14 protein-coding genes are annotated in these 13,265 nt (G+C 36.8%); 12 read left to right on the forward strand and 2 right to left on the reverse strand.

Going from position 1 to position 13,265, the window contains the following annotated elements; all coding sequences use genetic code 11:
• Nucleotides 1-4: 4 nt before the first annotated feature.
• The 8 genes from AC6UDD_RS02755 (at nt 5) to AC6UDD_RS02790 (ending at nt 6,393) form a co-directional block, all read left to right on the forward strand.
• Nucleotides 5-367, forward strand: coding sequence for a hypothetical protein (locus tag AC6UDD_RS02755; protein WP_500718482.1), 363 nt, complete (start codon nt 5-7; stop codon nt 365-367).
• Between the two features lie 97 nt (nt 368-464).
• Complete coding sequence (locus AC6UDD_RS02760; protein ID WP_500693823.1) at nt 465-851, forward strand: VOC family protein; 387 nt, start codon at nt 465-467, stop codon at nt 849-851.
• 152 nt (nt 852-1,003) lie between these two features.
• Nucleotides 1,004-1,327 (forward strand): hypothetical protein, encoded by a 324-nt coding sequence (locus tag AC6UDD_RS02765; RefSeq protein ID WP_500718484.1) that lies wholly within the window; start codon nt 1,004-1,006, stop codon nt 1,325-1,327.
• A 36-nt stretch (nt 1,328-1,363) separates the two neighbouring features.
• Nucleotides 1,364-2,320, forward strand: coding sequence for a 50S ribosomal protein L11 methyltransferase (prmA, locus tag AC6UDD_RS02770; RefSeq protein ID WP_500718485.1), 957 nt, complete (start codon nt 1,364-1,366; stop codon nt 2,318-2,320).
• Nucleotides 2,321-3,064: an RsmE family RNA methyltransferase gene (locus tag AC6UDD_RS02775; protein WP_500718487.1), complete on the forward strand. Its 744-nt coding sequence runs from the start codon at nt 2,321-2,323 to the stop codon at nt 3,062-3,064. It begins immediately after the preceding gene.
• 7 nt (nt 3,065-3,071) lie between these two features.
• On the forward strand, nt 3,072-5,297 hold the full coding sequence (locus tag AC6UDD_RS02780; protein WP_500718490.1) for a RelA/SpoT family protein: 2,226 nt from the start codon (nt 3,072-3,074) through the stop codon (nt 5,295-5,297).
• A 6-nt stretch (nt 5,298-5,303) separates the two neighbouring features.
• Nucleotides 5,304-5,759 carry a D-aminoacyl-tRNA deacylase gene (gene dtd / locus AC6UDD_RS02785; protein WP_500718492.1) on the forward strand — a complete coding sequence of 152 codons (456 nt, stop codon included), beginning with the start codon at nt 5,304-5,306 and terminating at the stop codon, nt 5,757-5,759.
• Nucleotide 5,760: 1 nt separating this feature from the next.
• Nucleotides 5,761-6,393, forward strand: a complete 633-nt coding sequence (locus tag AC6UDD_RS02790; RefSeq protein ID WP_500718494.1) for an HAD-IA family hydrolase — start codon at nt 5,761-5,763, stop codon at nt 6,391-6,393.
• On the opposite strand, the gene AC6UDD_RS02795 is transcribed toward AC6UDD_RS02790, so the two are convergent.
• Together AC6UDD_RS02795 and AC6UDD_RS02800 are read right to left on the reverse strand one after the other, a co-directional pair.
• Nucleotides 6,382-7,230 (reverse strand): fructosamine kinase family protein, encoded by an 849-nt coding sequence (locus AC6UDD_RS02795; protein WP_500718497.1) that lies wholly within the window; start codon nt 7,228-7,230, stop codon nt 6,382-6,384. The genes AC6UDD_RS02790 and AC6UDD_RS02795 overlap by 12 nt on opposite strands.
• A gap of 13 nt (nt 7,231-7,243) precedes the next feature.
• Entirely contained in the window at nt 7,244-8,095 is an 852-nt protein-coding gene (locus AC6UDD_RS02800) for an N-acetylmuramoyl-L-alanine amidase family protein (protein WP_500718499.1), read from the reverse strand.
• Nucleotides 8,096-8,443: 348 nt separating this feature from the next.
• On the opposite strand from AC6UDD_RS02800, the gene aspS reads away from it, so the two are divergent.
• The 4 genes from aspS (at nt 8,444) to AC6UDD_RS02820 (ending at nt 13,263) form a co-directional block, all read left to right on the forward strand.
• Nucleotides 8,444-10,222, forward strand: coding sequence for an aspartate--tRNA ligase (gene aspS, locus AC6UDD_RS02805; RefSeq protein WP_500718501.1), 1,779 nt, complete (start codon nt 8,444-8,446; stop codon nt 10,220-10,222).
• A gap of 101 nt (nt 10,223-10,323) precedes the next feature.
• The gene (locus AC6UDD_RS02810) at nt 10,324-11,202 is read left to right on the forward strand and encodes a YitT family protein (RefSeq protein WP_500718504.1); all 879 of its coding nucleotides are present in this window, start codon (nt 10,324-10,326) and stop codon (nt 11,200-11,202) included.
• Nucleotides 11,203-11,358: 156 nt separating this feature from the next.
• Nucleotides 11,359-12,426 (forward strand): CDP-glycerol glycerophosphotransferase family protein, encoded by a 1,068-nt coding sequence (locus tag AC6UDD_RS02815; protein WP_500718506.1) that lies wholly within the window; start codon nt 11,359-11,361, stop codon nt 12,424-12,426.
• Between the two features lie 27 nt (nt 12,427-12,453).
• On the forward strand, nt 12,454-13,263 hold the full coding sequence (locus AC6UDD_RS02820) for an ABC transporter permease (protein ID WP_500718508.1): 810 nt from the start codon (nt 12,454-12,456) through the stop codon (nt 13,261-13,263).
• The last annotated feature ends 2 nt before the right edge of the window (nt 13,264-13,265 follow it).

A 13,265-nucleotide genomic window follows, 5' to 3' on the forward strand; every position in this document is an offset into this window, starting at 1 on the left:
CATGATGAACGAAGAAGCTGTACATGATTTTTTTAAGTTTGATTATCATGATCGTGGGATTAAAAAATGGCAGGGTTATTTTTTATCAGATCATACCAGTAAATTAAATAAAATAAAGAAAGAAAAGGATAATGAGCAAACCAGAAAATTAGATGATCAGATGGATCACTTTAAAATTGATGAGATTCTGCAAAAATCGTTTTCTAGTCGACTAAAAGTGGAACTTCAGTATGCTTATTATGACAAAAACGAATTAAAAGTGGAACAAATTATCGGTAGGATGAAAGGATATTATAAGAACTTAGTAATTGTGGGAGACCAAATTCTTAAATGGAATGAAATCGTGAGTGCTAAATTAATAAAATAAACTAGGATGATGACTTTATTATTTATCATTAATGTCTTACAATGTAGTTGTTAGAGATTTCACATATGGTGAAAAATATATCATAAGGAGAATTATTATGGCACTTAGTAATTACTTTACAGGCATCCAACACGTTGGTATTCCAGCAAAAGATTTAGACGAAACGATTGATTTTTATAAGAAGTTAGGTTTTGATAAAGCTGGTCAATTCATGTATCAAGGAAATCGTTGTGCTTTTATGAAGTATGGCAATTTAATGATTGAGACATGGGAAGGCGATCCAGTTGCTGATAAAGATGGCGCTATTAACCATATCTCATTAAATACTACTGATGCTGACGCAGCATTTAAAGAAGCTAAGAAAATGGGCTTAGATGTTCAGGAAGATGAAATTGATACTCGTCCATTCTGGGACAAGGGAATTCGTTTCTTTAACATTTATGGTCCTAACCACGAAAAAATTGAATTCTGTCAAATTGTTTAGTTTATAGTTTGAATGTTTATATTAAGACGTGGTGATGCACGTCTTTTTGTTTGCTGTAAGTTAGATGCTTGCCAATTAAATATATCTCCATTATGATATAGACTAAAGGTTTTAAGAACGAGTTTTATTAAAAATATGAGAGGAGGATGAATATGTTAGATCAAACTAAAAGGTTTTTGCGCGATCAAGGATATCATTATAAAAAAACATATATCAGACCGTTAATTACTCCAGATAACGTCTATGTATTTCGCTTTGGTAAGGATAATTTAAATAATCGGCTCATTATTCGTTATGGCCATGGGTGGACAGGACGACAAAGAATTAAGGAAATTGATCTTCGATTGCATAAACAAAAGCATCCTCGGATTTTTAAGACCGAGCGCGGATTGCTTAAGTATTTGGCTAGTCATTTGAGACAACACGAGCAGAAGCTTAAAAAAATTGAGGATAATAAAAATAATGCATCCAGCTAACGGGTGCTTTTTTTATAAAAAGAATGAGGGATAACAATGAATTTAGTCGAGATTTCAGTTGAAACAAGTCATGAAGCGGTTGATGCGGTTGCTAATATTTTAATGGACTTTGGGGCAAATGGGGTTCAGATTAATGATAGAAATGATTATGAGGTTTTAAAACGGGAATCTAATTGGGATCAATATGAACTAGGAGATTCAAAAGCCGATAATGATCTAGTTAACGCTAAAGTAAGTGCTTATTTTCAGGATGATATTGAGGTAGATGCGACTGTAAAAAAGATTCATGACAAAGTTGCCGATTTGACACAATTCGGTTTGAATCCTGGTAAAAATGCGATAAGTGTTCATGATGTAAAGGATGAGGATTGGGCGACATCTTGGGAAAAGTATTACCATCCAGAACGGGTGACACGATTTTTAACTGTTGTCCCAAGTTGGGAAGACTATGATGTCAAAAGCTCTGACGAGTTGATGGTAAAATTAGACCCCGGAATGGCGTTTGGAACTGGTACCCACCCTACTACTAAACTTGCCATGCAAGCACTTGAAATTGTTATTAGAGGAAACGAAGGAGTGTTTGACGTTGGAACTGGTTCAGGAGTGCTAAGTATTGCAGCAAGAAAACTTGGTGCTGGTAATATAAATGCTTATGATGTCGATAAGGTGGCCGTTGAATCAGCTGAAAAAAACATTGAATTAAATTCTGGGATGAAGGGAATTAACGTTAGTGTTAATAATTTGTTAAATGGAATCGATGAAAAAGGAGATATTGTGGTAGCTAATATTTTAGCTGAGATTATCATTCCGTTAATCCCGCAAGCAGAACAATGCTTAAATGAAGGTGGCGTGTTCATTACTTCAGGTATTATTGCCGATAAATTAGAGCTAGTGATTGACGCGCTTAAAAAACATCATTTTAAGGTTAATCAAGTTTTAAGTATGGATGATTGGCGATCGGTAATTGCAAAGAAAGATAGTGAGGTTAATTAATTGCAACACTACTTTTTAGATAAGCCACTAAAAGTGGGTCAAATTGTTAAACTTCCAAACGATATAGCACATCATTTTGTTGGGGTTATGAGAGCAAAAACTGGAACCAAGGCGGAGTTTGTTTCTAGTCAAAATATTATTTATATTGGGGAATTGGTTGATGAAACAGCATCAACAATTAAGATTGTTGATGGAACTAGTCAAAATACTGAACTTCCTGTTAAAGTAACGATTATTTGTGGAATTCCTAAGGCGAGCAAGGCCGACCTCATCACACAGAAGACAACCGAAATGGGAGTCAGTGAGATTATTTTTGTACTTACTAAGTGGTCAATTGCTAAATGGGGAAATAAGGCACCTAAGAAGATTAAGAGACTTCAAAAAATCGCTAAAAGTGCGGCTGAACAATCTCACCGGAATGTTATTCCAACGGTGAAATACATCGATTCAATCACTATGGTAGGAAAAATTAAGAGTGATCGAAAAGTTGTGGCCTATGAGGAATCGGCTAAACAGGGTGAAAACAGTAGATTGTATGAAAGTGTGGCGGAAATGAAACCTGGGCAAAACTTGACTGCCTTTTTTGGCCCTGAAGGTGGGATTTCGCCTCAAGAAATCGAACAATTGAAACAAGATGGTTTTATGCCCGTTGGATTGGGGCCAAGGATTTTGCGAACCGAGTCAGCGCCTTTATATTTTTTATCAGCCGTTTCAACTATATTAGAATTAAAACAAGGTGAGTAGGGATATAATGTCGAAAATTAAAGAATGGACACCACAAGAAATTTTTCATGATGCTTCTGAGTATCTTGATGATAGTGATGTTCAAATGATAAAAAAAGCATATAAATTTGCCAAAATTGCTCATGAGGGGCAAGAACGTGCTTCTGGGCAGCCTTATATTAATCATCCTGTTGAGGTGGCAGGCATTTTAACTGATCTTCATATGGATGCAGAAACGATCACGGCTGGTTTTCTTCATGATGTGGTTGAAGACACCGGTGCAACGATTGAAGACGTTACTGAACTTTTTGGCAAACACGTTTCATTGATCGTTGATGGAGTTTCAAAGCTTAGTAAGATTAAGTATAAATCGAGTAAAGAACAACTTGCCGAAAATCATCGAAAACTATTGCTAGCAATGTGCAAAGACATTCGAGTAATGATTGTTAAATTAGCGGATCGATTGCATAACATGGAGACCTTGGATGCTCTTCGTCCAGATAAACAAAAGCGGATTGCTCAAGAAACTTTAGATATCTATGCTCCTTTAGCCGATCGGCTCGGAATTGGAACGATTAAGTGGGAATTAGAAGATCTTTCTTTGCGTTACTTAAAGCCTGATGATTACTATCAAATTGTTGATTTGATGAATTCCAAGCGGAATGAGCGAGTGGCCTATGTTGATAACGCTGTAAAAAAGGTTCAACAAGCGATAAAGGGACTGGGAATCAAAGGAGAGGTGTATGGAAGACCTAAACATATCTACTCCATTTATCGTAAGATGCATGACAAACATAAAGATTTTAAAGAAATCTATGATCTACTGGCTGTTCGGGTAATTGTGAAATCAGTAAAGGATTGTTATGCAGTTTTAGGTGCGATCCACACTGAATGGAAACCGTTTCCAGATCGGTTTAAAGATTACATTGCAATGCCCAAACCTAATATGTATCAATCGTTGCATACTACAGTTGTTGGTCCTGAAGGTAAACCGCTTGAAATTCAAATTCGAACTGAAGAAATGCATCGAATTGCTGAGTATGGTGTTGCTGCTCACTGGGCTTATAAAGAAGGTCAAAAGGACGAAGTTAAAAGTAATAAAAACAATGTTCAACTCAATCTTTTTAAAAAGATTATTGAAATTCAAGAAGAGTCAGAGGACGCCTCTGATTTCATGGATAGTGTGCAGGGTGATTTATTTAGCGATCGAGTCTATGCTTTTACCCCATCTGGTGATGTTATTGAATTACCTAAAGGATCAATTCCGATTGATATGGCGTACTCAATTCATACTGATGTTGGTAATTCAACGACAGGGGCACGAGTTAATGGCAAATTAGTTCCACTAGATTATGAAATTAAGAATGGTGATATTGTTGATATTATCACTTCAAGTAGTTCCGACGGTCCTGGTAAGAACTGGATGGACATGGTTAAAACGCGTCGTGCTAAGCATAAGATTAAGCAATTTTTCAAACGGAGTAGTCATGATGATGACATTAATTCTGGGAAAGAAATACTTGAAAAAGAAATCGTCGATTCTGGATTTGATCCAACTACCATTCTAACTGATGACAATTTATCCCGTGTTATCAATGAAATGCATTATACAAGTATTGATAATTTATATGCAGCCATTGGATTTGGTGACATTCAACCTAACGGAGTTGTTAATCGTTTACTGGAACCCGAAAAAGATGAAATTGAGAAAAAACGACAAAAAGATGCCGAGCGTGATGTATTAGAGGGTCATAAAACCATTTCACATGAGAGTGAGGATGCAGAACAAGGAAAGAAACCTGAAGATAACATCAAGATTGAAGGCGTTGACAACTTATTAGTTCATATCAGTCGTTGCTGTGATCCGGTTCCAGGAGACGATATTGAGGGATATATCACCATGGGAAATGGTATTTCAGTTCATAGAAGTAATTGTCCCAACTTAATTCAAGCAAAGAATGGTAATAATCGAATTATTAATCTTAGTTGGCGTAAAATTGATAATAACGTTATCACTTATAGTAGTGATTTAGAGATTCAGGGATACAATCGAAGTGGTCTTTTAAACGATATCTTAAAACGAGTTAATTCTGCTACTAAGAATTTGAATTCAGTTGAAGGAAAGGTCATTCACGAGGACCTTGTTTCTATCCGAGTATCTGTGGGCGTGAGAAATATTCAACAGCTAAATCGCATTATTGATAGTGTGAGTGCTGTTCCTGATGTTTATGAAGTTAAACGAACGGAAGGATGAAGAAGATTGAAATTAGTAATTCAACGAGTTAATCATGCAAGTGTGAGTATTGATGGTAAAATAAACGGACAAATTGGTAACGGATATATGATCCTAGTTGGTGTTACAGATTCCGATGGACAAGATGAAATTAATCATCTTGTTCATAAGGTTGCTCATCTAAGGATTTTTGAAGATGAGAATGGCAAAATGAATTTAAACATCCAGCAAGTTAACGGCTCAATTCTTTCTGTTTCGCAATTTACATTGCTTGCTGACACCAAAAAGAGAAATCGTCCAACTTTCACTGGAGCTGGTAATCCTGAGCACGCTAAACTCATTTACGAAAAGTTTAATGACGCACTCAGAAAGATCGGATTGAAAGTTGAAACTGGCGTATTTGGTGCCGATATGAACGTTGATTTAGAGAACCACGGCCCTGCCACATTTATTTTGAATTATCAGAAAAAAGGAAAAATTTAACATGACAAATGCAGTTTGGGATTTTGACGGAACACTTTTTAATACCTACCCGTACATGGTGACTTCGTTTTGTAAGGCGTTAGCTGAGAGTGGAGTGGGTGATGTTAACTTTGATCCTGAATCAATCTACGAAGATATGCGAGTTCATTCATTGGGCTCGGCTGAGACCAAATACTGCGCTGAATTTAACCTTAACCGAGATCAATTTCTAAAAGACTATAAAAAGTTTGAAGTTGATGAAGTTATGTTAGCAAAGCCATTTAACGGAGTTCAATCTGTTTTGTTAAAAGTTTTGGCAACGAATGGGAAGAACGGACTTTTAACTCACAGAGATGACCAAGCATTAACTCTACTTGATCATTTTGACTTAAAAAGACTGTTTACTGGTTTTGTTACCAGCAAACAGTCTTTTAAAAGGAAACCTGATCCAGAGTCTCTGAATTATTTAATTGAAAAGATGAATTTAGATCGGTCTGATACTTTTATGATTGGTGATCGACGTTTAGATGTTGATGCTGGTCATAATGCCGGAATTAAAACCATCCTTTTCGATCCTGACTACGTAATTGTTGAACCAGGAGACCCAGATTACGTAATTCATGATTTTAACGATGTGTTAAGTTTAATTAAATGAGCTTAGTACGCCATCTAATAGAGGTCCAAATGTCTCACCAAATAATACAACGTGTATTAGTGAGTAATAGAAGCGGTACCAACCGACCCGGTTTTCAAAACCCGGTGTAATTGGATAGGTGTCATTGTAACCGCGGTAGAAATCGCGGTTAAATCCACCAAAGACGGTTGTTACACCAAGGTCATACTCACGGTCGCCAAAGTAGACGTCTGGATCAATCAACATGGGCTCATGATTGGCAGTAAAAATAGCATTCCCAGACCAGAGGTCTCCATGAAGCAAGCTTGGGGTACTGGGATGTTTTGTGTAGTAGTCAATAATTTGTTGTCTCATAACTTGATAATGTTGGTCTCTGGAATCATTCCAGCGGCCTTTTTCTTTTGCTATTTTTACCAACGGATCAATTCGTTGTTCGACGTAGAATTTTTGCCAAGTATCTTGCCAAGTGTTATTTTTTGGTATTTTTCCAGCATCAAAATTTTGGTCTAATCCAAACTGATCGTTATGAATTTTATGAACGTTTGCAACCATTTTGCCAAGATCGTATTGGTTTCCAGAACCAACGTCAATCCAGTCTAAGATTAAAAAACCGTCACCATCAATTTCACCAGATGCTACTACCGTTGGTACATTGGCCGCTTTCGATAACAAGTGGATTCCTTCAACTTCATGATCGAAGAATACTTTTCCACGATTAGGCTGGACCTTCATAAAGTAAGTCTTATCTGGAGTTTTAACTTGGTATGAGTCATTGATATCTCCACCTGAAACCGAAGTGAGCGATTCAACGTTCTTTAATGGTAATTGAGTAATCCAATCTTGATTTAATTTTTTCATAGTAAACTCCCTTCTAATAAGTCTTGTTTACATAATTATTGATTCCATTGGTTACATCATTTGCAACGAGATTTTGGTAATTAGCGTTTTTAATCTTACTAAAATCATGATCATTATTAATGTATCCCATTTCGAGTAAAACTGATGGAATTGAGACATCCCTAATCACTAAATAGTTACCAACTTGGACACCACGATTATTGAGAGGAACATCATCCATATTTGAATTGATGTCAGATGCCAATTGTTTTGATTTTCCACTATGATAGTAGTAGTTGGTAAATCCACTTGCGGTGTTATCGGTACTGGATGAATCAAAATGGAAACTCACGAAGAGGTTGGCATGATTGTCAGTTGAAAAATCGGGCCGTTTGTATAGGCTAACCGTCTTATCCGAATCCCTCGTCATAATAACATGCGCACCACGATTACGCAGCTTATTTGCAACTTGTTGGGCCAGCTTAAGGGTGTAGGTTTTTTCTTTTTGCCCGCTGGTTGATAGTGCACCTGAGTCACTTCCTCCATGACCAGGGTCTAAGACGATGGTGGTTTCCGATAGTTTAGTGGCTTTATTAAGCTTACGGTTATTGACTAACCAAGTGGGTACCCAACCAATCTTTTGGTTTTGATATACAACTCTGTACCAGTTATCTTTTTCACTTAGAATTTGGAGTCTAGTTCCTTGATTAACAGTTTTGACAGTGCGATATTCAATCCCTGGGCCGGATTTTATGTTGAGGTTATTAAAGCTAATACTGACATTATTTTTTATTAACATAACTAAAAGAATGATCAATGTTGCGCCAACAATTATCAAAGTAGTGTAAAAACCGCGTTTATTTTTTATGTATAAATTTATATTCATCTTTTCGACCTCATTAATGATACGATTACTCATAATAGTATAACTTTTTGACTTTTTGTTTAAGCATATAATAAAAATATTCACTAGAATCTTGACAATTTATGTGGGTTTTATTAGTCTTAAAGTGATTTAAAATGCTGTTGACGATGAATAGTAACCGTTTAGTGGTCTGAAGAGAACGTCCAAGTGCTGAGAGGGCGTGTCCTATAAATGGTAAAGACGCATCGAGGTAAAATGAATAAACAAAAGAAACTAAAAAAGGTGGTACCGTGCTAATTGCGCCCTTGTGATTACATGGTGCGCTTTTTTTATGCTTTTGACTCAACTAAATGAGAGGAAGATTAGTATATGAAGCGAACAACGTATGCTGGAAACGTTAACGAAGATTATTTAGATCAAGAGGTTGTCTTAGATGGATGGGTTGCTAAGAAGCGTAACCTAGGAAGTCTTATCTTTATTGACTTACGTGATCGTGCTGGGATTGTTCAGTTAGTTTTTAATGAAAAAAATGGCAAAGAGGCGTTTAAGGTAGCTGAATCAGTTAAAAATGAGTATGTTATCCAGGTTAAAGGAAGAGTGGTTGCTAGAGCAGAAAAAGAAATCAATCCTGACATCCATACTGGAAAAGTTGAAGTTGATGTTTCTGACGCTAAGGTTTTAAGTACCTCCAAACAAACTCCGTTTGAAATCAAAAATGATATCAATGCATCCGATGACTTAAGATTAAAATATCGTTATCTTGATCTTAGACGTCCGGTAATGCAGAAGGGATTATTGATTCGGAATCGGATCTTACAGTCTACTCATAAGTACTTTGATGAGAATGGGTTTATCGATATTGAAACCCCTGATCTAACGGTTTCAACTCCAGAGGGAGCAAGAGATTACTTAGTCCCATCAAGAGTATATCCGGGATCGTTTTATGCATTACCTCAGTCTCCGCAGCAGTTTAAACAGTTACTGATGGGAGCTGGATTTGATCGCTATTATCAAATTGCACGGTGCTTCAGAGATGAAGACTTACGGGGTGATCGTCAACCAGAATTTACCCAGATTGATATGGAAACTTCATTTCTTTCTGCTGAAGAAATTCAAGAAATCACAGAAGGATTAATTAAAAGGGTCATGAAAGATACGGTTGACGTTGATGTTAATCTGCCTTTTGAGAGGATTACTTGGCAGGAGTCAATGGACCGATTTGGTACAGACCAACCAGACACTCGCTTTGGAATGGAATTAAAGGACCTTTCAGACGTAGTGACTGATTCGGACTTTAAGGTATTTGATTCGGCAGTTAAAGACGGTGGCCAGGTTAAGGCCATTGCAGTTCCTGGTGGTGCAGCAAAATTCTCAAGAAAAGATATTGATAAGTACGGTGAATACGTAAAGCGGTTTGGCGCTAAGGGACTCGCATGGATGAAAGTCACTGATGATGGATTCTCTGGCCCAATCGCTAAATTCTTTAAAGATCCAGAAATGGTAAGTAAAATTAAAGAAGCCACTGGTGCAAAAGACGGTGACTTGTTATTATTTGCTGCTGATCGGAGTAAGGTAGTAGCTGATACTTTAGGATACCTTCGGGTTGCCATTGCCAATGAGTTAAATATGATTCCAGAAGATAAGTATAATTTCCTTTGGATTGTTGATTGGCCACTATTTGAATATGATGAGGGTGCTGGGCGTTGGGTTGCTGCTCACCATCCATTTACGATGCCAAATGTAGGTGACGAACATTACCTAAATGATGGAGAAGACCCTCATAAAGCGCATGCTCAAAGTTATGATATTATTTTGAATGGACTGGAGCTTGGTGGAGGATCAATTCGTATTCATACCCGTGATCTTCAAGAAAAGATGTTTAAAGCCCTCGGATTTACTAAGGAAAGTGCAGAGAACCAATTTGGGTATTTCCTTAGAGCATTAGATTATGGTTTTCCACCGCATGGTGGTTTGGCAATTGGATTAGATCGTTTTGCTAGGTTATTAGCACATCGTGGTAATATTCGAGATGTAATTGCTTTTCCTAAGAATTCAAAGGCGGTTGAACCATTGACTGGTGCTCCTACACCTGTTTCTGATAAACAATTAGATGAATTAGGAATCTCAGTCGATAAAAACGATAATTAAATATTAGCTAAAAGTTGTGGTAACCCCACAACTTTTTATTTTTTTTAAATTTTGGAATGGTATACTAGTTATGAATTTCTAAATGATCAGGGGCTACTTAAATGGACGACGTACAGAAAATTTTAAAGCGACATCAGTACATATCTAAGTTCTCGACCGCCTTCGTGTATGGGATCATGGTTTCCATTGCGATGAATTTCTTTTGGACTCCCGGACACATTTATTCTTCAGGAGTTACGGGTTTTGCACAGCTATTGAATACCCTTACAGAACGGTATTTTCCATTTACAATTTCAGCTGCATTGGGACTTTTCTTACTGAACATTCCAATGTTTATTTTGTCTTGGAAACAAATTGGTCATCAGTTTACCATGTTTACGTTTGTTTCCGTTGTGGTTGCTAGTGTTATGATTAAAATATTGCGGCCATTGACCCTGACAACGGATCCATTGATTTGTGCTATCTTTGGTGGTGCCATTAACGGATTTGGGGTTGGCCTGTCGCTTAAAAATGGGATTTCTACTGGTGGGTTAGACATTTTAGGAATTGTTATCCAACGTAAGACCGGTAAATCAATTGGAACGATTAATCTGATATTCAATACTTTTATTATTTTATCAGCGGGATTCTTTTATGGTTGGCCATATGCATTTTATTCAGCAATCGGGGTCCTAGTTAACGCGAAAGCGATGGATCTGGCATATACAAGGCAACAAATCGTTCAGGTAATGGTAGTTACCGATCGTCCTAAGACGGTGGTTGATAGTATTCAAAATCACCTTAGAAGAGGTATTACGATTATTCATAATGCTGAGGGAGCCTATAACCATAAGAAAAAGTCAGTTTTGTTCACCTCGATTTCACGATATGAAATGACTGAATTTGAAGCGGCTTTAAATGAATCGGATCCAGACTCATTTGGAGTGGTTGTGGATGTTGATAAGGTATTAGGGAATTTCTATGAAAAGAAGCGAAAATAGCTTATTTTCATAGAATGTTCCGGTTTTTCTTTATGATATAATGTTTCATTGTAATTATTGAAAATGGTGGTTTAAGTGAAAGTCATGTATACATGGTTAATTAAAATAGTTTCTGCAATTTTTTATTTTCGCCCTAAGAAAAATATATATTATGTTATGAGTTTCGATAATAACCTTAGGCTGATTAAACAGATTGCCACTAACATGCCCACTGGACAAGAATTAGTCGTATTATACGAACCCGAAATTGAAGCTGCAGCAACTGATTTGAGTGCCTTTGGAATCAAGACGATTCCCTTTAATGAAAACGCTAAATTTGCGTTATTGACCGTTCCTCAATTAATGTCGGCTCGAGTTTTGTTCTGTGATAATTACTTCCCATTTTTGGCTGGTTTAGTACGACCAAAGAATAAGATGAGAATCGTTCAATTGTGGCATGCGGATGGTGCCATTAAATGTTTTGGATGGGAAGATCCCACAACCAAGAAAAGATCGTTTTTCGATCGACTTAGATTTCAAAGTGTGTACAATCATTTTGATGACTTTGTCGTAGCTTCCAAAGCGATGGGAAAGATCTTTGAACGCAGTTATCATGAAGCTCCTAGTAAAATGAAATATTTGGGTTATCCGCGTTCGGATCGATTGTTTAAGGAGCGTTGGATAAGAGTTGCTAGACATCGTGTTTATCAAGTTGCTCCAGAATTAAAGGGTAAAAGGGTCATTTTGTATGCTCCGACATATCGGGATGGTCTAGAGTTTGAACCGCCAAAAAGTATTGGTGAAGCATTGACTGCTGATCCAAATGCGATTACAGTGGTTAAACTTCATCCCTTACTTAGGGATCAGGAAGCACGTATTAGAAAGTTTTCAAACGGAAATATTCGTTTTTATAATCAACTTTCAACGTCGGATTTACTTTCAGTTTGTGACACCCTCGTAACGGACTATTCTTCAGTTGCTTTTGATTTTAGTTTGTTGCCACAAGCGCGATCAATGATTTTCTTTATGTTTGATTTAGAACAATACGAAAAAGACCCAGGAATTCAAAAGGATTTCTTACAGTGGTTACCGTCTAAGCCAATCACTAAGGTTGATCAGTTGAATAAAGCCATTGTGGATAATCAAAAAATTGATTTTACTAATTTTAATAAACACTGGAACACTTATAATGATGGGTATGCAACCGAACGGGTTATTAAAAAGTATGTTTTACAAAATAATTAGATAAACAGAAAAGGGAGAGTGCTGAGCTTGAAGGAAGTTTGGGCCTTACTTAAGGAACAATTTGAAAATTTGGGTATTATTTTTCGAATTTCAAAGTATGAAGATAAGGCTACGTATCAAAGTCATTATTTGGGCTTAGTCTGGGAGTATCTTTATCCGCTGATTCAAATTGCAATTTACTGGTTAGTCTTTGGTGTGGGGTTAAAGGGTAGTACCGGACACAACGGCAGTTATCTCCCATGGATGGTCATTGGGATTACTCCCTGGTTTTTTATGAACCGAGTTACACTTGACGCCTCTAAGAGTATTTATCAACGAGCGGGATTAGTTTCAAAGATGAAGTTTCCAATTAGCATTTTACCTTCGATTAAGTTAGTCAGTAACTTGAGTTCTTTTTGGACAATGTTGGCGTTTTCAATTGTAATTGGTTATCTTTATGGAGTTCGACCGAGTTTGTTCTGGTTCCAGTGGATTTATTACTTTATTGCCATGATTGCCTGGTTAATTGCCTTTGGCATTTTTAATTCGACCATTACGGTCTTGGTGCGAGATTATCATGTTATGTTGCAATCGTTTATGAGAATGCTATTCTACATTTCAGGAGTTCTATTTAACTTTGAATCGTCTGCGTCATTCCCACCATTTTTAATCAGAATTTTGGAATTGAATCCATTCTTTTACATTGTTCAAGGATTCAGGGATTCAATGTTATCGAATAGCTGGTTTTGGGAGAAGCCACTGTTAACCGTGATTTTTTGGTTGATGACGTTATTTTTCTTTTTAATTGGTTCTCATCTTCACTTTAAATTTAGATCGCATTTTGTTGATTTAGTATAGGT

The organism is Fructilactobacillus sp. X2R1C3, from assembly GCF_059901425.1.

What these genes read in the sequence shown, in the direction of transcription:
- AC6UDD_RS02755 (WP_500718482.1), top strand. Translation starts at nt 5, where the DNA reads ATGAACGAAGAAGCTGTACATGATTTTTTTAAGTTTGATTATCATGAT.
- AC6UDD_RS02760 (WP_500693823.1), top strand. Translation starts at nt 465, where the DNA reads ATGGCACTTAGTAATTACTTTACAGGCATCCAACACGTTGGTATTCCA.
- AC6UDD_RS02765 (WP_500718484.1), top strand. Translation starts at nt 1,004, where the DNA reads ATGTTAGATCAAACTAAAAGGTTTTTGCGCGATCAAGGATATCATTAT.
- prmA (WP_500718485.1), top strand. Translation starts at nt 1,364, where the DNA reads ATGAATTTAGTCGAGATTTCAGTTGAAACAAGTCATGAAGCGGTTGAT.
- AC6UDD_RS02780 (WP_500718490.1), top strand. Translation starts at nt 3,072, where the DNA reads ATGTCGAAAATTAAAGAATGGACACCACAAGAAATTTTTCATGATGCT.
- AC6UDD_RS02790 (WP_500718494.1), top strand. Translation starts at nt 5,761, where the DNA reads ATGACAAATGCAGTTTGGGATTTTGACGGAACACTTTTTAATACCTAC.
- AC6UDD_RS02795 (WP_500718497.1), bottom strand. Translation starts at nt 7,230, where the DNA reads ATGAAAAAATTAAATCAAGATTGGATTACTCAATTACCATTAAAGAAC.
- AC6UDD_RS02800 (WP_500718499.1), bottom strand. Translation starts at nt 8,095, where the DNA reads ATGAATATAAATTTATACATAAAAAATAAACGCGGTTTTTACACTACT.
- aspS (WP_500718501.1), top strand. Translation starts at nt 8,444, where the DNA reads ATGAAGCGAACAACGTATGCTGGAAACGTTAACGAAGATTATTTAGAT.
- AC6UDD_RS02810 (WP_500718504.1), top strand. Translation starts at nt 10,324, where the DNA reads ATGGACGACGTACAGAAAATTTTAAAGCGACATCAGTACATATCTAAG.
- AC6UDD_RS02815 (WP_500718506.1), top strand. Translation starts at nt 11,359, where the DNA reads ATGAGTTTCGATAATAACCTTAGGCTGATTAAACAGATTGCCACTAAC.